Annotated in this window: 14 protein-coding genes; 6 read left to right on the top strand and 8 right to left on the bottom strand. The window is 64.7% G+C overall.

The window, feature by feature from the left end:
• Window positions 1-17: 17 nt before the first annotated feature.
• On the bottom strand, window positions 18-2,735 hold the full coding sequence (gene glnE / locus HFRIS_RS09705; protein ID WP_006463135.1) for a bifunctional [glutamate--ammonia ligase]-adenylyl-L-tyrosine phosphorylase/[glutamate--ammonia-ligase] adenylyltransferase: 2,718 nt from the start codon (window positions 2,733-2,735) through the stop codon (window positions 18-20).
• Window positions 2,736-3,004: 269 nt separating this feature from the next.
• Between glnE and HFRIS_RS09700 the strand changes: the two genes are divergently transcribed.
• The 4 genes from HFRIS_RS09700 to aroG all read left to right on the top strand — a co-directional run bounded on the left by HFRIS_RS09700 (window position 3,005) and on the right by aroG (window position 11,405).
• Entirely contained in the window at window positions 3,005-7,336 is a 4,332-nt protein-coding gene (locus HFRIS_RS09700; protein WP_006463134.1) for a YhdP family protein, read from the top strand.
• Between the two features lie 130 nt (window positions 7,337-7,466).
• Window positions 7,467-8,273 carry a carbon-nitrogen hydrolase family protein gene (locus tag HFRIS_RS09695; protein ID WP_006463133.1) on the top strand — a complete coding sequence of 269 codons (807 nt, stop codon included), beginning with the start codon at window positions 7,467-7,469 and terminating at the stop codon, window positions 8,271-8,273.
• A 26-nt stretch (window positions 8,274-8,299) separates the two neighbouring features.
• Complete coding sequence (gene tldD / locus HFRIS_RS09690) at window positions 8,300-9,760, top strand: metalloprotease TldD (protein ID WP_006463132.1); 1,461 nt, start codon at window positions 8,300-8,302, stop codon at window positions 9,758-9,760.
• A 571-nt stretch (window positions 9,761-10,331) separates the two neighbouring features.
• Entirely contained in the window at window positions 10,332-11,405 is a 1,074-nt protein-coding gene (gene aroG / locus HFRIS_RS09685; RefSeq protein ID WP_006463131.1) for a 3-deoxy-7-phosphoheptulonate synthase AroG, read from the top strand.
• A 103-nt stretch (window positions 11,406-11,508) separates the two neighbouring features.
• On the opposite strand, the gene HFRIS_RS09680 is transcribed toward aroG, so the two are convergent.
• A complete protein-coding gene (locus HFRIS_RS09680) occupies window positions 11,509-11,994 on the bottom strand; it encodes a YajQ family cyclic di-GMP-binding protein (RefSeq protein ID WP_006463130.1) in 486 nt (161 codons plus the stop codon).
• A gap of 136 nt (window positions 11,995-12,130) precedes the next feature.
• On the opposite strand from HFRIS_RS09680, the gene murB reads away from it, so the two are divergent.
• On the top strand, window positions 12,131-13,162 hold the full coding sequence (gene murB / locus HFRIS_RS09675; RefSeq protein ID WP_006463129.1) for a UDP-N-acetylmuramate dehydrogenase: 1,032 nt from the start codon (window positions 12,131-12,133) through the stop codon (window positions 13,160-13,162).
• 74 nt (window positions 13,163-13,236) lie between these two features.
• Here the strand turns inward: murB and ppnP are convergent, their stop codons facing one another.
• The 3 genes from ppnP to argF form a co-directional block, all read right to left on the bottom strand.
• Complete coding sequence (ppnP, locus tag HFRIS_RS09670) at window positions 13,237-13,551, bottom strand: pyrimidine/purine nucleoside phosphorylase (RefSeq protein ID WP_006463128.1); 315 nt, start codon at window positions 13,549-13,551, stop codon at window positions 13,237-13,239.
• A 44-nt stretch (window positions 13,552-13,595) separates the two neighbouring features.
• The gene (argG, locus tag HFRIS_RS09665; protein ID WP_006463127.1) at window positions 13,596-14,930 is read right to left on the bottom strand and encodes an argininosuccinate synthase; all 1,335 of its coding nucleotides are present in this window, start codon (window positions 14,928-14,930) and stop codon (window positions 13,596-13,598) included.
• 70 nt (window positions 14,931-15,000) lie between these two features.
• Window positions 15,001-15,918: an ornithine carbamoyltransferase gene (gene argF / locus HFRIS_RS09660; protein WP_006463126.1), complete on the bottom strand. Its 918-nt coding sequence runs from the start codon at window positions 15,916-15,918 to the stop codon at window positions 15,001-15,003.
• A gap of 341 nt (window positions 15,919-16,259) precedes the next feature.
• Here argF and HFRIS_RS09655 point away from each other — a divergent pair, with 341 nt between their 5' ends.
• A complete protein-coding gene (locus tag HFRIS_RS09655) occupies window positions 16,260-18,431 on the top strand; it encodes a TonB-dependent receptor (protein WP_006463125.1) in 2,172 nt (723 codons plus the stop codon).
• A 36-nt stretch (window positions 18,432-18,467) separates the two neighbouring features.
• Here HFRIS_RS09655 and maiA read toward each other — a convergent pair whose 3' ends face one another.
• The 3 genes from maiA to HFRIS_RS09640 all read right to left on the bottom strand — a co-directional run.
• Complete coding sequence (maiA, locus tag HFRIS_RS09650; RefSeq protein WP_006463124.1) at window positions 18,468-19,103, bottom strand: maleylacetoacetate isomerase; 636 nt, start codon at window positions 19,101-19,103, stop codon at window positions 18,468-18,470.
• 51 nt (window positions 19,104-19,154) lie between these two features.
• Entirely contained in the window at window positions 19,155-19,316 is a 162-nt protein-coding gene (locus tag HFRIS_RS25430) for a hypothetical protein (RefSeq protein ID WP_161625971.1), read from the bottom strand.
• 54 nt (window positions 19,317-19,370) lie between these two features.
• On the bottom strand, window positions 19,371-21,093 hold a 1,723-nt coding region (locus HFRIS_RS09640; protein ID WP_006463122.1), incomplete at its 5' end, for a cytochrome c biogenesis protein DipZ.

The following is a 21,093-nucleotide window of genomic DNA, read 5'->3' as shown; positions in this document are numbered from 1 at the left end:
GCGCCGACATGGCCATTTCAACCGAACACCTGCTGCCACAGCCGGATCACGCAGGCACGTTCATGCTCCACGCGGATGGCGTCGATATGCGCCCGGTCCGAGCCCTGTAGCCGGATCTGGTGCTGCAGCTTGCGGAAGAGGCGATAGGCGTTGGCCGCCTCGTCGGCCATGAGGGCATCGATCAACCCCAGCTGCGCCGCCAGCTTCAACAGCGCGATGTTGCCGATGTCGCCGGTCAGCTGCGGGTGGTCGCAGGCATGGCGCAGGACCAGGTACTGCACCATGAATTCGATGTCGATCATGCCGCCCTCGTCGTGCTTGAGGTCGAACATCATGCTGCGGTTGGGATGGGCGTCGCGCATGCGGCGCCGCATGGAAAGCACTTCCTCTTCCAGCTTGTCGGCGTCGCGCGGCTGGCGCAGCACGCGCTCGCGCAGCGCCTCGAAACGTTCGCCGATGGCGCTGTCGCCGGCACAGAAACGGGCGCGGGTGAGGGCCTGGTGTTCCCAGATCCAGGCGGCGTTGAGCTGGTATTTCTCGAACGCCGACAGCGGCGACACCAGCAGGCCGCTGGCGCCGTCCGGACGAAGGGCGATGTCGATGTCGAACAGGGTGCCGGCCGGGGTGTGGCTGGTCATCCAGGTGATGAAGCGCTGCGCCAGCTTGGCGTAGAGGGCCGGGGCTTCCTGGTCGTCATCATCGTAGAGGAAGACCACGTCCAGGTCGGAGGCATAGCCCAGTTCCTTGCCACCCAGCTTGCCGTAGGCGATCACGGCGAACTGCGGGACCTCGCGGTGGCGCTGGGTGATAGTGCCCCAGACCGCTTCGATGGTCACCTGCACCAGTACGTCGGCCAGGGCGGAGAGTTCATCGGCCAGCTTTTCCACCGACAGGTCGCCTTCCAGATCCTGCGCCAGCAGGCGGAACTGTTCGGCATGGTGCAGTTCGCGCAGGATGTCGAGCTGGCGTTCGGTGTCGCCTTCGGCCGTGGCCAGCTGGCGCCGGCAGTTGTCGGAGAAGGCGGCCCAGTCGGAGGCGGCCTTGAGGTTGCGGTCGTCCAGCAGTTCGTCCAGCAGCAGGGGGTGACGCGTCAGGTAGGTGGCGGCCCAGCCGCTGGCGCCGATCATGCGCACCAGGCGCTGCAGGGCGTAGGGATATTCGGTCAGGAGTGCCAGATAGGCGGCGCGGCGGGCAATGGCTTCAAGGAAATCCAGCAGCCGTCCCAGGGCCGGCAGTTCGTCGTAGTGCAGTGCTGCCAGCAGCGGCAGGCAGTTGTTGATGACCGTATTGAGCCGGTTGCGGCTGGCCTCGGGCAGGCTCTGCATGCGCGGCGATTGCCAGGTCAGGTGCAGGCGCCGGGCACCGTCCTCGACGTCGTCTTCCGGGAAGCCGACCAGGCGCAGGGCGTCGGCCAGGCCTTCCAGGTTGTCGTTCTCGCTCACGCTCACGGCCGGGCCATCGGCTTCGCTTTCGCCGGACTGCTTGTCGGCGAAGATGGCGTCGAACTGGGCGGCGACGATGGCGCGCTGGCCTTCCAGCTCAAGCAGCAGGGCCGCGCTGTCCGGGTAGCCCATCATCTGGGCCACCAGCAGCAGGTCGTCGGGATTGACGGGCAGGGTGTGGGTCTGGGCGTCTTCCAGGTATTGCAGGCGGTGTTCGAGGTCACGCAGGAAGCTGTAGGCGTCCAGCAGTTGCTGCACCACCTCGGGCGCCAGCAGTTCCTTGGCGGCCAGGGTGCGCAGGGTGATGCGGGTGGAGCGGTCGCGCAGTTCCACGTCGCGCCCGCCCCGGATCAGCTGGAACACCTGGCTGGTGAACTCGATCTCGCGGATGCCCCCCCGACCCAGCTTGACGTTGTTGCTGCGGTCCGGGTGCAGGGCCTCCTGGCGCTTGACCTCGGCGCGGATCTGGCCGTGCATGGAGCGCAGGGCGTCGATGGAGCCGAAGTCCAGGTAGCGGCGGAAGATGAAGGGGCGGCTGATCGCCTCCAGGGTGGCAATATCCTCCGGTGTGCCGGTCAGGGCACGGGCCTTGGTCCAGGCATAGCGCTCCCATTCGCGGCCCTGGCGCACCAGGTATTCCTCGACCATGTTGAAGCTGGCCACCAGCGGGCCGGAGTTGCCGTTGGGGCGCAGCGCCATGTCGACCCGGAAGGTGAAGCCGTCTTCGGTGATCTCGGCCAGGGCGCCGATGAGTTTCTTGCCCAGGCGCACGAAGAACTCATGGTTGGACAGCGACTTCTGGCCGGCCTCGGCCCGGGTGTCGCCATCTTCCGGGTAGACGAAGATGAGGTCGATGTCGGAGGACACGTTGAGTTCGCCCCCGCCCAGCTTGCCCATGCCCAGCACGATCATTTCCTGCGGGCGGCCGGACTCCTCGCCGATGGGCTGGCCGTAGAGGGCAGTCTGTTCCTGCATCAGCGCGGCCAGATGGGTCTGCACGGCAAAATCGGCAAAGCCGGTCATGGTTGCCACCACTTCGGCCAGGTCGGCACGGCCGTCGAGGTCGCGCGTGATCAGGGCGCAGATGATCAGGTTGCGCAGGCGCCGCATGGCCGCCGGCAGCGCCAGGCCGGCGTCGAGCTCGACCTGCAGGCGCTGCTGCATGCCGGCACGGTCCATGGGCTGGGCGGCGGCGGCCAGGACCAGGGCCGGGCGGGCGGCGTCGGCCTGGGTCCAGCGGGTGTAGTAGCGGGAGGTGGTGGCGTCGACCAGGGATCGTTGATGAACAGGCATAGGGGACCGCAAAGCTCCACGACAGGATGTAAAGGAAGGCAAACCGGCGTCAATGCCACTTCAGCGGGGCGCCCCTGTGACAGACAATATCCAGGCCGCTGACAGCGGGCTGACGTTTTGCACGATAACGGGGATTCTAGCCTTCCTTTTTAAACTTATCGGTGATTTTGCCCCTCATACATCCCCAGCGCCGATGGCATGGTCAGGTTTTCCATGCGATCATGTGGCCTGCCCGATTTCATTCCATACCGAGCTGCCTTTGCATCCTGATGTCCCACGAAAAACATAACGCCGCACCCAAGCCTGGCCGTTGGGCGCTGTGCTGGCGATTTGCACGGGGCAGCTACATTCACCTGAACCGGGCCAGCCACCATGTGCTGGGTTTCACCCTCAAGCTGCTGCTGGCGGCCTACTTCGTCTTTTGCGCGCTGTTCCTGGTGCTGCGCTATGCGGTGCTGCCCGAGATCGGCCACTACAAGCCGCGCATCGAACATCTGGTGTCGGCCCAGATCGGGCGCGCCGTCAGCATCGAGGCCATCGACGCTTCCTGGAGCGGCCTGCGCCCGCAGCTTTCCCTGTCCAATATTACCGTGCATGACCAGCAGGGCGAGGCCGCGCTGACCTTGCCGCGGGTATCGACCACCTTGTCCTGGAGCAGCGTGCTGGTGGCGGCGCTGCGGGTGGAAAACCTGAGCATCGAGGGCGCCGACCTGGCGATCCGCCGCGATGCCGCCGGCAAGCTCTTCGTGGCCGGCATCCCGGTGCCCACGGGGGGTGACGGCAGTACACTGGATTGGCTGCTGTCGCAGCGCGAGATCGTGATCCGTCACAGCAAGCTGCGCTGGGATGACGAAATGCGCAAGGCGCCCGAGCTGGTGCTGGAAGACGTCAACCTGATCCTGCACAACCGCTGGCTGCGCCACCGCCTGTCCTTGCGCGCCAATCCGCCGCAGGAGACCTCGGCGCCGCTCGATGTCAGGGCCGATTTCAGTCATCCGGCCTTTGCCCGCAGTTCCGAGATCACGCGCTGGAAGGGCGTGCTGTATGCCGACCTGCGCGATACCGACCTGGCGGTCTGGCGCGCCTGGGTGGACTACCCGATCGCCATCAACAGCGGTCGCGGTTCGGTGCGGGCCTGGCTCACGCTGGACCATGCCAAGGTCGCCAATTTCACCGCCGACCTGAGCCTGGCCGATTTCAACGCCCAGTTGTCGCGCCAGCTGGAGCCCCTCTCGCTCAAGCGCGTCAATGGCCGCATCTCGGCCAGCGAAACCCTGGGCGCCGGCCAGCAGGACGGCGTGCCCACCTTCGGTGCCAACGGCCACCAGGTGACCCTCACGGATTTCTCGATAGAAACCCCGGATGGCTTCGTCCTGCCGCCGACCTCGATCACCGAGAGCTACGAGCCGGCCACCCCGCTCAAGGCCGAGCGCACCAGTGTCAAGGCCACCTACCTGAACCTGCAGACGCTGTCGCAACTGGCGACCCGGCTGCCGCTGGCACCTTCGCAGCGCAAGTTGCTGGACGACCTGGCGCCACGCGGAGAACTGAACGATTTCACCGTGCAGTGGCAGGGCAGTTATCCGGAACTGAGTTCCTACCGGGTACAGGGACGTTTCAAGGGCCTGGGCATGAAGGGCCTGGCGGCCCATGTGGAGCCGCGCAAGAATCCGGCCCAGCAGGCGCGTGTCCAGTGGGCGGGCTTCCCGGGCTTCAGCAACCTGAGCGGCGAGATCGATGCCACCGAAAAGGGCGGTTCGGTCAAGGTGGATACGCAGCAGCTGGTGGTCGATCTGCCCGCCGACATGTTTGCCGAGCCCAGCATGCCCTTCGATACCCTGAAGCTTCAGGCGCGCTGGCAATATCTGAAGGATCAGACACTGCAGGTGGATCTGGACCAGATGCAGTTCAGCCAGCCCGGCGTGGCCGGCAGCCTGTCCGGTCGCCATCTGCTGCCCTTGCAGGGCAAGTCGGCGGGTACCCTGGACGTGGCCGGCGAGATCAGCAGCTTCGACGTCAAGGCGATCCGGCGCTATCTGCCGCAGCACATGAGCGAACCCCTGCGACGCTGGCTGACCGAGGGGCTGATGGCGGGCAACCTGCATGATGTGCAGTTCAAGCTCAAGGGCGCGCTGGCTGATTTCCCGTTCCATACCGCCAAGCCTGGCGAGCAGCCCAAGGGCCAGTTCCAGCTGAGTGGCGACTTCGAGGGGCTCAAGCTGAATTACACCCCGGGCCATCTCGGGCGTGACGGCAAGGAACCCGAGTGGCCCTTGCTGGAAGAGGGGCGTGGGCGCCTGAGCATCGACCGCACGCGCCTGGAGATCAAGGCCGAGAGCGCCCGCAGCCTGGGCGCGCGGCTGGGGCCGGTGTCGGCGCGGGTGGCCGATGTCGATTCGCACGAAGCCACGCTGGAAATCGATGGCGTGGCCAATGGTCCGATGCCGGCCTTCCTGCAGTACGTGAACCAGAGCCCGGTGGCGCGCTGGACCGGCAATGTCATGGAGCACAGCAGTGCGACTGGTGAGGCCAGACTGGACCTGAAGTTCCAGATGCCGCTGAACCATGCGATCGATACCCGTGCCCAGGGTGCCTTCCACTTCGCCAACAACGACGTCGACCTGCTGCCGGACCTGCCGGTGCTGTATCGGACCACCGGCAAGGTGGAATTCAACGAACGCGGTTTCACCCTCAACGGCGTGCGCGGCCAGTTCCTGGGCGACAGCCTGGCCATCAGCGGCGGCACCCAGAAGGATGGCAGCAGCCAGGTGCGGCTGGAGGGCGCGGTCAATGTCGAGGCGCTGCGCAGGCAATATACCGAGCCCTCGCTGCAGCGCCTGCTGGCACGCCTGTCGGGGAGCGCCCGCTATACCGCCACGGTGCAGGTGCGGCAGCGCCAGCCCGAGGTCAGCATCGAATCCAACCTGGCCGGGCTGGGGCTGGACCTGCCGGCACCCTTGCGCAAGGGCGCACAGGACGTTCTGCCGTTGCGGGTGGACCTGCTGCCCCTGGCCTCGCCCGATCCGCTGATCGAGCGCGAGGAATTGCGCGTCTCGCTCGGGCAGAACATCAGCACGCGCCATGTGCGCGAACGGGTGGTGGCCAGTGGTGGCAATTGGCGCGTTGCCAGTGGCGGCATCGGCTGGAACCAGCCGGCGCCGACGCCGCCGTCCGGACTCAAGCTGGCGCTGGCGACCGACAGCCTGGACCTGGATGCCTGGCTGGCCCTGAAGAACGACTTGGTCGGCAAGGGTAGCAGCAGTCCGGCAGCCAGCTCGGCGGGGCGCCTGGCCAGCGATGATGTGACGCAGTACCTGCAGCCGGACAATGTCTCGGCCCGGGTGGGCGAGCTCAGGCTGATGGGCAAGAAACTCAACAAGCTGATCCTGGAGGCGACGCATCGCCGCAATGCCTGGCAGATGAACCTGGAGTCGCAACAGGCGGCCGGCACCGTCACCTGGGACGAACCCAGCGGCGGCAAGGGCGCGGGCAAGGTGACGGCGCGCCTGTCGTCGCTGGTCATTCCCAAGTCCAGCCCATCGGCCGAGGCGGCACAAGCAGCACAAGCGGTACAGGCAGCACAGGCGGCCCAGCCCCAGCCCGACAGCAGTGACGACAATGTGCAGATGCCGGCCCTGGACATCCGCGCCGACCAGTTTGAGCTGGGAGACAAGAAGCTGGGCCGACTGGAGCTCGATGCCAGCAACATCGTCACCTCGGTGGGGCGCGAATGGCGCATCAGCCGGCTGCTGCTGGCCAATCCCGATGCGCAGTTCCGCGCCGCCGGCAACTGGCTCAGCTTCGGCAGCAACCATACCTCCAACTTCACCTATGCACTGGATGTCGAGGACGCCGGCAAGCTGCTGGAACGCTTCGGGTATCCCGGTACCATCCGCGGCGGTCGCGGCAAGCTGGATGGCGACCTGAGCTGGAAGGCGCCGCCCTATGCCATGGACATGGCCAGCCTGGGCGGCCAGGTCCACATGGATGTGCATTCGGGCCAGTTCCTGAAGGTCGATCCGGGCGCGGCCAAGCTGCTGGGCGTGCTCAACCTGCAGGCGTTGCCGCGCCGGCTGACGCTGGACTTCCGCGACGTCTTCTCGGAAGGCTTTGCCTTCGATACGGTGGCCGGCACCGCCAGCATCGCTCGCGGCATCGCCACCACTGATAATCTCAAGATGGCCGGCGTGACGGCCTCGGTGCTGATGAGCGGCTCGGCCGACATCGCCCGCGAAACCCAGGACCTGCATGTGGTGGTGATCCCCGAGATCAACCTGGGCACGGCCTCGGTGGTGGCCATGGCGGTCAACCCGGTGGTGGGCGTGAGTACCTTGCTGGCACAGCTGTTCCTGCGCAATCCGGTGATGAAGTCGCTCAGTTTCGAATACAAGGTGACCGGGCCGTGGAGCGACCCCATCGTGGTCAAGCAGGGGCAGGTGTCGCCGGTGGACGCCGAGCGCGCCAAGGAAGTGCTGCAGAAGGGCCGGGACGACAAAGAGCAGTCCCCACCGGCCAATAACCTGCCCCCGGCACCGGCGGTGGCCCCTGCCTCCCCGCGTCGTCAGCCTGCGCCCGGCCCGGCCATCAATTCAGGTGCCTGAACCCGATCGGTGACGCCTGCAGATAGTCGCGGGATGGGCCATACTGAAGCATCCTTCATATCATTCACGCGTCCCGCCATAGCCGGATGCGTCAGGCAAGTGCCAGGCAAATGGCAGACAAGAGGCAGACATGAGCCAGACATTCAAGGTGGCGGCCATCCAGATGGTCTCCACCCCCGAGGTACAAGAGAACTTCGCCAGTGCGGCGCGCCTGGTGGCGCAGGCGGCGGAGCAGGGCGCGCAGCTGGTGTTGCTGCCCGAATACTGGCCCCTGCTGGGCCGTCACGAACGCGACAAGCTGGCCCATGCCGAGGACGATGGCACCGGCCCGATCCAGGCCTTCATGCAGACGCTGGCCCGCCAGCATCAGGTATGGCTGGTCGGCGGCACCTTGCCGCTGCAGTCGGCCGACCCGGACAAGGTCCTCAATACCTCGCTGGTCTACGACCCGCAAGGCCAGCGCGTCGCCCGCTATGACAAGATCCACCTGTTCAACTTCGTGCGCGGGCAGGAAAGCTACGACGAGGCCCGCACCATCGAACATGGCGGCGAGGTACGCAGCTTCGAGGCGCCGTTCGGCCGGGTCGGGCTGTCGGTCTGCTATGACCTGCGCTTCCCCGAGCTCTACCGGGCCATGGGCGAGTGCGCGCTGATCGTGATGCCGGCCGCCTTCACCCATACCACCGGCCGCGCCCACTGGGAGCTGCTGCTGCGCGCCCGCGCCATCGAGAACCAGTGCTACGTGCTGGCCTCGGCCCAGGGCGGCGAGCACGTCAATGGCCGCCGCACCTGGGGCCATAGCATGCTGGTGGACCCCTGGGGCGAGATCGTGTCGGTCCTGCCGGAAGGCGAAGGCCTTGTGATCGGCGACATCGACCCCCATCGTCTACAATACGTTCGAGAAAGCTTGCCGGCGCTTCGCCATCGCAAGCTTTGACCTTTTTTGCCTTCCGACAAGACGCTATGAAATTATTTGAACCCAACATGGGCGCCCTGCAAGTGGCGCGCGACGTGCTGCTGACTCCCTTCGGCCTGGACGAATCCAAGCTGCTCAAGGCCCTGGGCAACATGTTCACGCACAAGGTCGACTACGCCGATCTCTACTTCCAGTTCACCAAGAGCGAGGGCTGGAGCCTGGAAGAGGGCATCGTCAAGACCGGCAGCTTTTCCATCGACCAGGGCGTGGGCGTGCGCGCCGTGTCGGGTGACAAGACTGCGTTTTCCTATTCCGACGAGATTTCCGAAGCGGCCCTGATGGACGCCGCCGCCGCCACCCGCACCATTGCCCGCCAGGGCAGTGGCAAGATCAAGGTGGCCGGGTCCATGATCCCCGCCGGCGGTCGCGCGCTCTACCTGCCGCACGATCCGCTGACCTCGCTGGACGCCACCGCCAAGGTGCAATTGCTGGAGCGCGTGGAGCGCATCGCCCGCGCCAAGGACCCGCGCGTCAAGCAGGTCATGGCCAGCCTTTCCGGCGAATACGACGTGGTGCTGGTGGCGCGTGCCGATGGCGTGCTGGCGGCCGATATCCGCCCGCTGGTGCGGGTTTCGGTGACGGTGATCGCCGAACAGAATGGCCGTCGCGAGATGGGTAGCAGTGGCGGCGGTGGTCGTTATGACTATGGCTACTTCTCCGACGTGCTGCTGGAAAAGTACGCCTCGGAGGCAGTTGCCACCGCCCTGGTCAACCTGGACGCGCGCCCGGCCCCGGCCGGACCGATGACCGTGGTACTTGGTCCCGGCTGGCCCGGCATCCTGCTGCACGAAGCCATCGGCCACGGCCTGGAAGGCGACTTCAACCGCAAGGGCTCGTCCACCTTCTCCGGCCGCATCGGCGAGCGCGTGGCGGCCAAGGGCGTGACCGTGGTCGATGACGGCACGATCGCCGACCGTCGCGGCTCGCTCAACATCGACGACGAAGGCAACCCGACCCAGTGCACCACGCTCATCGAGGACGGCATCCTGAAGGGCTATATCCAGGACACCATGAACGCGCGCCTGATGAAGATGGACGTCACCGGGAACGCCCGCCGCGAATCCTTCGCGCACCTGCCCATGCCGCGCATGACCAATACCTACATGCTGGGCGGCGACAAGGACCCGGGCGAAATCCTGGCCTCGGTCAAGAACGGCCTGTATGCGGTCAACTTCGGCGGCGGCCAGGTGGATATCACCAACGGCAAGTTCGTCTTCTCCGCCAGCGAGGCCTACATGATCGAGGATGGCAGGATCACCTATCCGGTCAAGGGTGCCACGCTGATCGGCAATGGCCCCGATGTGCTGAACCGGGTCTCCATGATCGGCAACGACATGCGCCTGGATTCGGGCGTGGGCGTGTGCGGCAAGGAAGGCCAGAGCGTGCCGGTCGGCGTGGGCCAGCCAACCCTGCGCCTGGATGGCGTGACCGTGGGTGGCACCGCCTGAGCCAGCTGACCAGGTTCAGCAGAAGCAGGTTCAACACTGCAATGAAGACCGCCGGAGAGCTTGCCGGCGGTTTTTTTTCGTCGGCTGCGGATGGAAAAAGCTACTGTGGAGGCGTTGAAGGAGACGTCGCCAGATCAAATTACCGCTTTTTTTGCAGGATAACCACAGCAAAAAGTGGCACGGGAGACGGGCAGGGCTTGCATGGGGCGTGATTTTTTATTGCTCTTGGAGGCTTAAATGGCGCATATAAGGCAATAGTCATCCAAATATCCCATAATTTTTGAGAAATATGTGCATGAGCACTGCATCATTCCATTTTTCGCATCTCCCTTGCCAAAGCCCCGGATTTGTAGCACTATGAATATCTGCTTCAATTAATCCATGACGCCAGACATGTCTTTCGCCCGCGCTTACTTTTATTTTTACTTTAGCTATTCCAGCCCCACGGCGGTGAAAAGCGGTAAGCGTTCGTAAAAAGACAAAACCGAATTTCCTAAAAAACCGCCAGTGATGGCGGTTTTTTTTTGGTCAAATTTCCAGCTGAATATTTGCAGCACTCCAGGAGAAAAAAATGCCGCGCACTGACGATCTTCGCATCCGAGAAATGAAAGAACTGGTCCCCCCCTCGCATCTCATCCGCGAATTCGGCTGCACCGAAAAGGTTGAGCGCACCACCGCCGAAGCCCGCACCGCGCTGCATCGCATCCTGCACGGTCAGGACGACCGCTTGATGGTCGTCATCGGTCCCTGCTCCATCCACGACACCAAGGCCGCCATGGAATATGCGCGCCGCCTGGTGGTGGAGCGCGAGCGTCACAAGAACGAGCTGGAAATCGTCATGCGCGTCTACTTCGAGAAGCCGCGCACCACCGTCGGCTGGAAGGGCCTGATCAACGACCCGTACATGGACAACAGCTTCCGCATCAACGATGGCCTGCGCGCTGCCCGTGAACTGCTGCTCAACATCAACGACCTGGGCCTGCCGGCCGGTACCGAATTCCTGGACGTGATCAGCCCGCAATACATCGCCGACCTGATCAGCTGGGGCGCCATCGGCGCCCGCACCACCGAATCCCAGGTGCACCGCGAACTGGCCTCTGGCCTGTCCTGCCCGGTGGGCTTCAAGAACGGCACCGACGGCAACGTCAAGATCGCCGTGGATGCCATCAAGGCGGCATCCCAGCCGCACCACTTCCTGTCGGTGACCAAGGGTGGCCACTCGGCCATCGTCTCCACCGCCGGCAACGAGGATTGCCACATCATCCTGCGCGGCGGCAAGCAGCCCAACTATGATGCGCCCAGCGTGGAAGCGGCCTGCCAGGACATCGCCAAGAGCGGCCTGGCCGCGCGCCTGATGATCGACGCCTCGCACGCCAACAGTTCCAAGAAGCCGGAAAACCAGATACCCGTCTGCGCCGACATCGGCCGCCAGATCGCCGGTGGCGACACCCGCATCGTCGGCGTGATGGTGGAGTCGCATCTGGTCGCAGGTCGCCAGAACCTGGTGCCGGGCAAGGAGCTGACCTACGGCCAATCCATCACCGATGGCTGCATCAACTGGGAAGAAAGCCTGCAGGTGCTGCAAGGCCTAGCCGACTCCGTCAAGCAGCGCCGTCTGGTGGGCGACGAGCGCGATGCCGCCTGATCGGGCCTGATCGGGTCTGACCTGATCCGCTTCAAGCAGCGCACAAGCAAAACGCCGGCAATTGCCGGCGTTTTTCATTGCAAGGCCTGATCAGGCCCGGGGATCAATCACGGAAGTTGTTGAACTCCAGCGGAATGTCCTTGATCTCCTTGCGCAGCAGCGCCATGGCGGCCTGCAGGTCATCGCGCTTGGCGCCGGTGATGCGCACGGCATCGCCCTGGATGCTGGCTTGCACCTTCATCTTGCTGTCCTTGATGACGCGCACGATCTTCTTGGCATCGTCGCTTTCGATGCCGTTCTTGACCTTGATCACCTGCTTGACCTTGTCACCGCCGATCTTCTCGATCTTGCCTTCGTCCAGGAAGCGCACGTCGACGTTGCGCTTGGTCATCTTGTTGGTGAGCACGTCGCGCACCTGGCTCAGCTGGAAATCGGAATCGGCGAAGGCGGTCAGTTCGCGTTCCTTCTGTTCGACGCGGGCGTCGGTACCCTTGAAGTCGAAGCGGGTGGAGATTTCCTTGTTGGCTTGTTCTACGGCATTCTTGACTTCGACCAGATTGGCTTCGCAGACGGTATCGAATGAGGGCATGGCTTTATCCTTATGTTCTTGCAGCCGGCGGAGGCCGGCGTCTGACCCGTGATTCTAGCGGAGTGGGGCCGCCGCCGCCATCGTCGTCCCGCCGACAGCCAATCTCCGGCCTCCGGAGCGCTATAATCGCTGCCCTATGACCATGTCTTCGCTTCCCGTCCAGCACGCCGTTTCCCTGCGCGCCCTCAATACCTTCGGCATCGACGCCCAGGCCCACGCCTACCTGCCCGTCGATGCTGTGGAAACCCTGCAGGCGCTGCGCGCCGATGCCTCCCTGATGAGCTTGCCCCGGCTGGTGCTCGGAGGCGGCAGCAACCTGCTGTTGACGCAGGATTTCGGTGGACTCGTGCTGCATATGCAAGGCCGCGGCATGGCAATCACCGGTCAGGACGAGGACTTTACCTACGTGCGCGCCGCCGCCGGCGAAAGCTGGCACGGCTTTGTCCAGTGGACGCTGGCGCAGGGGCTGGGCGGACTGGAAAACCTCTCGCTCATTCCCGGTAGCGTGGGCGCCGCGCCCATCCAGAACATCGGCGCTTACGGCATCGAACTGAAGGATCGTTTCCACAGCCTGCGCGCCTTCGATCTCGAGCGCGGCGAGATCCTGACGCTGGACCGCGAGGCCTGCCGCTTCGGCTATCGCGACAGCGTCTTCAAGCACGCACTGCGTGACCGCGCCATCGTGCTTGACGTCAGCTTCGCCCTGCCCAGGCGCTGGATCGCCAACGCCAACTATGCCGATGTGTCGCAGGCGCTGGAACAGCAGGGCATCACCGCGCCCGGGCCGCGTGACATCGCCGAGGCCGTCATCGCCATCCGCACCCGCAAGCTGCCCGACCCGGCGCGCATCGGCAATGCCGGCAGCTTCTTCAAGAACCCCATCGTACCGGCCCGCCTGCGCGATCGCCTGCTGGCGCAATACGCCAACCTGGTCAGCTATCGGGTCGATGACGATCACTACAAGCTGGCCGCCGGCTGGCTGATCGACCGCTGCGGCTGGAAGGGCAAGTCCATGGGGCGGGCGGGTGTCTACGAACAGCAGGCACTGGTACTGGTCAATCGGGGCGGCGCCAGCGGTGCCGAAATCGCCAGGCTGGCCAAGGCGATTCAGGATGACGTGCTGGAGAAGTTCGGGGTGCAGCTGGAGCCGGAACCGGTCTTCATCTGAGTACGCGTTTTCCTGCACGTAAAAAAGCCGTCGGTATCGCTACCGACGGCTTTTTCATTCTGCTTTGCTGGCGATCAGCCGAAGTGGCAGACGTAGTCCAGGGTCTCGGTCACTTCGATGTCGAAGCTGGAGTTGCCCGGCACGCTGAAGGTGGTACCCGCAGCATAGGTATTCCAGGCTTCTTCGCCCTTCAAACGCACGCGGCAGCTGCCGCCGTTGATTTCCATGATTTCCGGCGCGCCGGTGCTGAAGTTCAGCGAAGACGGCAGGATCACGCCCAGGGTCTTCTTGCTGCCATCGGCCAGCAGCACGGTGTGCGAGACGCACTTGCCGTCGAAATAGACATTGCCCTTCTTGAGGACGGTGACGTTGTCGAATTGGGTGCTCATCGAATCGCTTCCATTAAACGGTGTAAGGGGGAATCCTGCAGGAATTACTTCTCATCCTTGCCCAGCAGCGGCAGCGACACGGCGGTGCTGGAATCCAGCAGGCCGGTGCCCTGGTAGATCGCCAGCTTCTGGCGGGTGTCGGCGATGTCCAGGTTGCGCATGGTCAGCTGGCCGATACGGTCGATGGCGGAGAAGCTGCCTTCGCCCTTTTCCATGGTCAGGCGTTCCGGGTGGTAGGTCAGGTTGGGCGACTCGGTGTTGAGGATCGAGTAGTCATTGCCGCGACGCAGTTCCACCGTCACTTCGCCGGTGATGGCGCGCGCCACCCAGCGCTGGGCGGTTTCGCGCAGCATGATGGCCTGCGAATCGAACCAGCGGCCCTGGTACAGCAGGCGGCCCAGCTTGCGGCCGTTGTCGCGGTACTGTTCGATGGTGTCTTCGTTGTGGATGCCGGTGACCAGGCGCTCGTAGGCGATGAACAGCAGGGCCAGGCCCGGGGCTTCGTAGATGCCGCGGCTCTTGGCTTCGATGATACGGTTCTCGATCTGGTCGCTCATGCCCAGGCCATGACGGCCACCGATGCGGTTGGCTTCCAGGATCAGGTCGGTCATGCTGTCGAAGGTCTTGCCGTTCAGGGCCACCGGACGGCCTTCTTCGAAGCGCACGGTGACGGTCTCGGCCTTGACTTCGACATCATCGCGCCAGAACGCCACACCCATGATGGGCTGCACGATCTTGATGCCGCTGTTCAGGAACTCCAGGTCCTTGGCTTCGTGGGTCGCGCCCAGCATGTTGGAGTCGGTCGAGTAGGCCTTTTCCACCGACATCTTGTAGTCGAAGCCGGACTTGATCATGAACTCGGACATTTCCTTGCGGCCGCCCAGTTCGTTGATGAAGGTGCTGTCCAGCCAGGGCTTGTAGATCCTCAGGTTGGGGTTCACCAGCAGGCCATAGCGATAGAAGCGCTCGATATCGTTGCCCTTGAAGGTGCTGCCGTCGCCCCAGATATCGACGTTGTCGTCGCGCATCGCGGCCACCAGCATGGTGCCGGTCACGGCGCGGCCCAGCGGGGTGGTGTTGAAGTAGGTGATGCCGGCGGTGGAGATGTGGAAGGCACCGCTCTGCAGGGCGGCAATACCTTCGTTGGCCAGCTGTTCGCGGCAGTCGATCAGGCGCGCCAGCTCGGCACCGTATTGCAGGGCCTTCTTGGGGATGGCGTCGTAGTCCGGCTCATCCGGCTGGCCCAGATTGGCGGTATAGGCGTAGGGGACGGCGCCTTTCTGGCGCATCCAGGTCAGCGCGGCGCTGGTATCGAGGCCGCCGGAGAAGGCGATGCCGACTTTTTGATTGACCGGGACGGATTGCAGGATGTTGGACATGATCTTGACGTTGCGATGAGGATGAATTGACTAGGACTGGCGGGCTGGGCGTCATGCCCAGCCCGGAATTTCATTGGTCGAACTTGCCGTGCACCAGATACTCGAGCAGGGCCTTCTGGACGTGCAGGCGATTTTCCGCCTCTTCCCAGACCACCGACTGCGGGCCGTCGATCACCTCGGCGGCCACTTCCTCGCCACGGTGGGCCGGCAGGCAGTGCATGAAGAGTGCATCCTTCTTGGCGCGCGACATCTTGGCCTGGTCCACGATCCAGCCGTCGAAGGCCTTCAGGCGCGCATTGTTCTCCGCCTCGAAGCCCATGCTGGTCCATACGTCGGTGGTGACCAGGTCGGCATCCTGGCAGGCATCGGCCGGATTGGCGAAGAAGGTGTAGTGCGTGTTCCCGGGCGAGACCTGGGCCGGGTCGATGTCATAGCCCTTGGGGGTGGAGACATTGACGTGGAAGCCGAACACCTCGGCCGCCTGCAGCCACGAATACAGCATGTTGTTGGCATCGCCCACCCAGGCCACGATCTTGCCCTGGATGCTGCCGCGCTGCTCGATGAAGGTGAAGACATCGGCCAGCACCTGGCAGGGATGCTGCTCGTTGGTCAGGCCGTTGATCACCGGCACGCGCGAATGCTTGGCAAAGCGCTCGATGATCTCCTGGCCGTAGGTACGGATCATGATGACGTCGCACATGCGCGACATCACCTGGGCCGCATCTTCCACCGGTTCGCCGCGGCCGAGCTGGCTGTCGCGGGTGTTCAGGTAGATCGCGGCACCGCCCATCTGGTGCATGCCGGCCTCGAAGGAGAGGCGGGTGCGGGTCGAGTTCTTCTCGAACACCATCACCAGCGTGCGGTCGGCCAGAGTGTGGTGGGGCTCGTAATTCTTGAACTTACGTTTGATCACACGGGAACGTTCGATCACGTACTCGTATTCATCAAGCGTAAAGTCGGAAAACTGAAGGTAGTGTTTGATTGCCATAAATAAAAACGGCGGCCAGTGTGGCGCCTGCCGCCGATAGTCGTTAACTCCTTAGATTATAAGGGATTCGGCTTAAAAAGATACCTGCTGTACTTGCCTTGCGGAAACAGTCGGCGAATCCCCTTGTGGGGGCGGGCAATGAAGCTGGCTCGGGCGGCAGAAACAAATTTCTCGACACTATTCGAGCCGCAGGCAGAACTTATTTGAATCAGCTATCGATATCTGACGAGAAAATCCTTCTACTACGAATCGGTCAGCAAATGTCGCGATACAAATAAGAATCATTAGCATCTGCCCCATTAGAATCGGCGCCTTTCTATTCCCTTGGAGTAAAAGCTGCCATGTCCGATTCGCCTGTTGTCCGATCCGGTTTCCGTCTGCGAGCCTTGCCTTCGGCGCTGGCTGCTGCCGTGCTTTCCATGCCGGCCCTGCCTTTGCTGGCTGCCCCCACTGCTGACGACCAGGAAGAAACCGTCACCTCCCGCCTGCCCGCCGTCGAGGTCCGCGACCGGCGCAGCCAGGGTGATCCGCGTCCCGGCAAGCTCAGTAGCGCCACCCGCACCGCCACCGAGCTCACCGACATACCGCAGACCGTGCAAAGCGTCGCCGTCGAACGGGTGATGGCCTACGGCGGGCGCGACATGGCGGCCGCATTGACGGGGGTGCCGGGCATTTCCAATGTCTCCGACACCCGTTTCGACGCCTTCCGCATCCGTGGCTTTTCCAATGCTGGCGACATGCTGCTGGACGGCGTGCGTGACGACGCCCAATACGTGCGCAGCCTCGGCACCATCGAGCGCATCGAAATCCTCAAGGGACCGGCCGCCGTCCTGTATGGGCGGGGCAGTGGCGGCGGCGTGATCAATCGCATCAGCAAGCAGCCGGGTCAGGAAGCTTTCGGTCAGGCCTCGGCCACCTTCGGCAGCTACGGCCAGCAGGGCGTGGCGCTGGACTGGAACCGTCCGCTCGATGCGCAATGGGCCATGCGCCTGAACCTCGGCCGCGAGCACGAGGGCAATTTCCGCGATGAGGTGCGCGGCACCCGCCAGTATTTCGCGCCGTCGGTGAAGTGGGAATCCGGCCGTGACAGCTGGCTGCTGCAGGCCGAATACCAGGAGTTCCTGCGCACCCCCGACCGCGGCGTGCCGGCGCGTGTGACCGCGCTCTCCCCGCGCAATACGGCCACCGCCTATGCCTTGCCGGTGGCCGATGATGGCAAGTTCTTCGGTGCTGCCGGACGCGACGTGCTGCGCGATACCACGCTGGCCCTGCGCTCCACCTTCACGCGCGCCGTGGCGCCGGACTGGAGTATCCGTCACGGCATCAGCCTGTTCGAACTCGATAGCGACTTCGACAATAGCTTCGTCTCGCAGTCCTTCGTCAGCAGCACCCGCAACCTGCAGCAGGTCCAGCGTAGCCGCTTCCAGCAGAACCTGCTCCAGCGCAACCTGCAGACCAACCTGGAGCTGCTGGGCAAGCTCGCCAGTGGGCCGTTGCAGCACGAGTTGCTGGCCGGCGTCGAATATGCCTGGCAGAAGCGCGACCCCCGGCTGTGGATGGGGTCGGCCACCCCGGTCTCCCTCCGCAATCCCGACAATCGCGACAACAAAGGCGTGGTTCCCCAGCCGTGGCAGATGAACTATCACAAGGCCAGCAACCTGGGTATCTATGCACAGGACCAGATCGATCTGGGCGGCCGCCTGAAAGGCCTGTTCGGCCTGCGTTGGGACGACTTCGAGATTGACTCGCGCAACCAGTTGAGGAATCTGCGCAGCGAGCGCTCCAGCCATGCCCTGAGCCCGCGCGTGGGGGCAGTGTGGGAGGCCATCCCCGACCAGCACCTCTACCTGTCCTGGAGCAAGAACTACGCCCCGGTCGGAGGGGACGTGATCGGCATCACGCCCGGCGCCGACGGCAATGCCAATGACCTCGGCCCGCAGTACAGCCGCCAGGTCGAAACCGGCCTCAAGAGCGACTGGCTCGATCGCCGGATCAGCACCACCCTGGCCTGGTTCCAGCTGGAGCTCTACAACCGCACCGTGGCCGATCCCCTCAAGCCGGGTACCTTCTACCAGACCGGGCTGGAGCGCAATCGCGGCGTCGAGTTCAGCGTGGCCGGTGAAGTGCTGCGCCACTGGTTCCTGCGTGCCGGCTGGACGCAGCAGAACGCCAAGGTGCTGCAGGCCGAACCGCAATTCACCGGCAAGCGCGCCAGCGGCGTATCGGCCCGCAATGGCAGCCTGTTCGTCTCCTACGCGCCGCCGCTTGGCTGGTTCGGCGAGACCGGCCTGATCGTCGAGGGCGCGCGTTTCGCCGACCGCGACAACCTGGTCGAGTTGCCCGCCTATACCCGCTGGGATGCCATGGTGGGTTATCGCCTGCAGCGCGCCGATTTCACCCTGGCCGCGACCAATCTGGCCGGCCGCCGCTACTACGCCAGTGCCACCGGCGCCTCCCAGATCATCCCGGGGGCGCCGCGGGCCGTGTCGTTCACGGCGACCTACAGGTTCTGAACCCGAGGTCGCCCATGCCCCGGCGCGTACCCGCTGTCATGTGCGCGGGGCCGGGGCATTTTCCGCAAAGGCGGGCATGCCCGCCAGCCGCGTATGGATGCCCGCCAGCGTCGGCCATTGCGACAGGTCGATGCCCATGCGTTCGGCATTGACCGTCTGCGGGAACAGCAGGATGTCACCCAGCGAAGCTTGTTGACCACCGACGAACGGCCCGGCCTGGTGGCTCTGCAGCAGGCGGTCGATGGCCTGCAGACCTTCCATCACCCAGTGCCGGTTCCAGTCGGCGATCTCCGCAGCCGTCACCCCGGGCAGGGTCGATAGCCGGCGCGCCACCCGGGGCGGGACCAGCGCATGGATTTCGGCGGCGATGGCGATGGCGACCGAGCGCGACAGCGCGCGCTGTTCCAGTTCACGGGGCAGCAGCGGTGGCTCAGGATGCAGCTCGTCCAGGTATTCGATGATGGCGATGGATTGCGTGATCAGCCCGCCCTGATCCGTCACCAGGGCCGGCACCAGACCTTGCGGATTGATGCGCAGGTAGTCCTCGCGGCGGTTTTCCGGATCGTCGCCGAGGATGGAGACCGGCAGCACGTCGACCTCGATCTGCTTGATGGCCAGGGCAATGCGCACGCGCGAGGCGGCCGAGGAGATGTCGTTGAGATACAGTTTCATGTCTGGTCCTTTTGAAGTGATGAAGTGATGAAGCGATGAAGCGATGAAAAATCAGGGGGCAGGTAACGCCGCCGATGGCGCGGGCTTCCCGGCAGCGGTGGACAAAGCCGCCAGGGCGGCTGCGGCCTGCGCCTGCTCCGGTGCGTGGGTATCCCAGGCACAGGGACTGGCCGAGATGGCCAATGCGGTGATCCAGCCGATCATGGTGCGCATGGTGTCTTCCTTTCTCTTGAAAACGATGTGAGTGGTCTGGCCAGCTCGGGCAACTCAGCCGAAGGTGAAGGCGTAGGCAGTGGCGCCGGGGTCGAGGAAGCGCACCTCGAAAAGACGCGGCTTGACCCCGCCACGCTGGCGCACCAGCTGGAACAGCCGGGTGCGGCTGACCGTGCCCTTGCCGGCGGCATCGATGTCGGCACCATGCAGTTCCTCCGGCGCCTGGCCATCCACGCTGACCACGAAGCGCACCGGCCGGCCGTCTTCCCCGGGGCCGAGCACCAGGTGCAGGTCGCGTGCCGAAAAACGGTAGGCGATGCTGCCGTCGGCCTGCTGCAGGCTCGCCGCTTCGGCACCGACCTTCCAGGTGCCGCTCAGACTCCATTGATTCAGTTGCAGTGGCGCGGCGCTGTAGTGCATCGCCACATCGGGCCGCAGCCGTTCTGGCGAGACCATGCCGGTGGCCTGGCGATAGCCCAGATAGCTTTCCTGTGAAGCCAGCCGGGCCAGGTCCGGCGCGGCCTGGATGTCGGTGGCGTTGGGCTTCACCGCAGCATCTCCGTCATTGCCTTTCGCACTCTGGCCGGCCTCCTTGAGCAGGGCCCGGATGGCCTCTTCGGTGCTCTCGTAGCGCCCTTCGCCGAACTGGTGGTAGCGCAGCTTGCCCTGGGCATCGGCCAGGTAGATCGCCGGCCAGTAGTTGTTGTCGAAGGCGCGCCACAGGCGGAATTCGCTGTCGACCGCGACCGGGAAGTCGAGCTTGAATTCGTTCACGGCCTGGCGCACGTTGTCCACTTTGCGCTCGAAGGCGAACTCGGGGGTATGCACCCCGATCACCACCAGGCCCTGATCACGGTATTTCTCGGCCCAGGCCCGGATGTAGGGCAGGGTGCGGATGCAATTGATGCAGGAGTAGGTCCAGAAATCCACCAGCACCACCTTGCCGCGCAACTGTTGCGCCGATAGCGGGGCCGAGTTCAGCCACTGCACGGCACCGTCCAGGGCCGGCAATGCGCCTTCGACCGGCAGGTTGCTGCGGTAGGGGCGCCTGGCCGTCTCCGCCGGATGATCGATTGCGCCGCCAGCCATGGCTGCGGCAACTGGCCCGCGTGGCGGTGCCAGCAACTCGAGCAGGCGGGTCTCAATATCTTCGGTAGGGCTGGCCTTCGCCGCCAGCGGCAGGCTCGCGCCCACGGCAATGCTGGCGATCCCGGCCAGCACGGCTGCGCCCAGCAGCCGGCGCAGCCACTCACCCATCCCCAGCCGACGGCGCAGAACAGCCATCACACCGGCCCCAGCGGACAGGACCACGGCCAGCATGCAGGCCGCCCCGCTGGCGTAGGCCAGCAGCAGGGTGGCAGTGTGCGGCGTCGGGCCGGCCCAGGCGGCGGCCGACAGCACCAGGCCCAGGATGGGGCCGGCGCAGGGTGTCCATAGCAGGCCGGTGGCCGCGCCCAGCAGCACGGCTGCGGCTACGCTCTCGCGCCCGCCCCGTGGCGTCCCACCGCGCTCGGCCAGCACATTGCCCAGCAGTACGCCCGGGCGCGCCAGTAGTGTGGCCAGCGTGGGCGACATCAGCGTCAGACCGAACAGGGCCAGCACCAGCATGGCTGCGACGCGACCCGCTTCATTGACATGGACGGCCCAGTTGGCACCCACCGCAGCCAGCGTGGCCACGGCAGCAAACACCAGCGCCATGCCCGCCAGCAGCGCCAGGCGCAGCCGCCATGGCTGGTCGGCGCGGGCCAGCAGGAAGGGCAGGACCGGCAGGATGCAG

Source organism: Herbaspirillum frisingense GSF30 (genome assembly GCF_000300975.2).
GTDB classification, from domain to species: Bacteria; Pseudomonadota; Gammaproteobacteria; order Burkholderiales; family Burkholderiaceae_D; genus Herbaspirillum; species Herbaspirillum frisingense.
This window is presented reverse-complemented; position numbering and strand designations above follow the sequence as displayed.

Bases quoted from the DNA above. Each gene is read 5' to 3' on its own strand.
- glnE (WP_006463135.1), bottom strand. From the start codon at position 2,735: ATGCCTGTTCATCAACGATCCCTGGTCGACGCCACCACCTCCCGCTAC.
- HFRIS_RS09700 (WP_006463134.1), top strand. From the start codon at position 3,005: ATGTCCCACGAAAAACATAACGCCGCACCCAAGCCTGGCCGTTGGGCG.
- HFRIS_RS09695 (WP_006463133.1), top strand. From the start codon at position 7,467: ATGAGCCAGACATTCAAGGTGGCGGCCATCCAGATGGTCTCCACCCCC.
- tldD (WP_006463132.1), top strand. From the start codon at position 8,300: ATGAAATTATTTGAACCCAACATGGGCGCCCTGCAAGTGGCGCGCGAC.
- aroG (WP_006463131.1), top strand. From the start codon at position 10,332: ATGCCGCGCACTGACGATCTTCGCATCCGAGAAATGAAAGAACTGGTC.
- HFRIS_RS09680 (WP_006463130.1), bottom strand. From the start codon at position 11,994: ATGCCCTCATTCGATACCGTCTGCGAAGCCAATCTGGTCGAAGTCAAG.
- murB (WP_006463129.1), top strand. From the start codon at position 12,131: ATGACCATGTCTTCGCTTCCCGTCCAGCACGCCGTTTCCCTGCGCGCC.
- ppnP (WP_006463128.1), bottom strand. From the start codon at position 13,551: ATGAGCACCCAATTCGACAACGTCACCGTCCTCAAGAAGGGCAATGTC.
- argG (WP_006463127.1), bottom strand. From the start codon at position 14,930: ATGTCCAACATCCTGCAATCCGTCCCGGTCAATCAAAAAGTCGGCATC.
- argF (WP_006463126.1), bottom strand. From the start codon at position 15,918: ATGGCAATCAAACACTACCTTCAGTTTTCCGACTTTACGCTTGATGAA.
- HFRIS_RS09655 (WP_006463125.1), top strand. From the start codon at position 16,260: ATGTCCGATTCGCCTGTTGTCCGATCCGGTTTCCGTCTGCGAGCCTTG.
- maiA (WP_006463124.1), bottom strand. From the start codon at position 19,103: ATGAAACTGTATCTCAACGACATCTCCTCGGCCGCCTCGCGCGTGCGC.
- HFRIS_RS25430 (WP_161625971.1), bottom strand. From the start codon at position 19,316: ATGCGCACCATGATCGGCTGGATCACCGCATTGGCCATCTCGGCCAGT.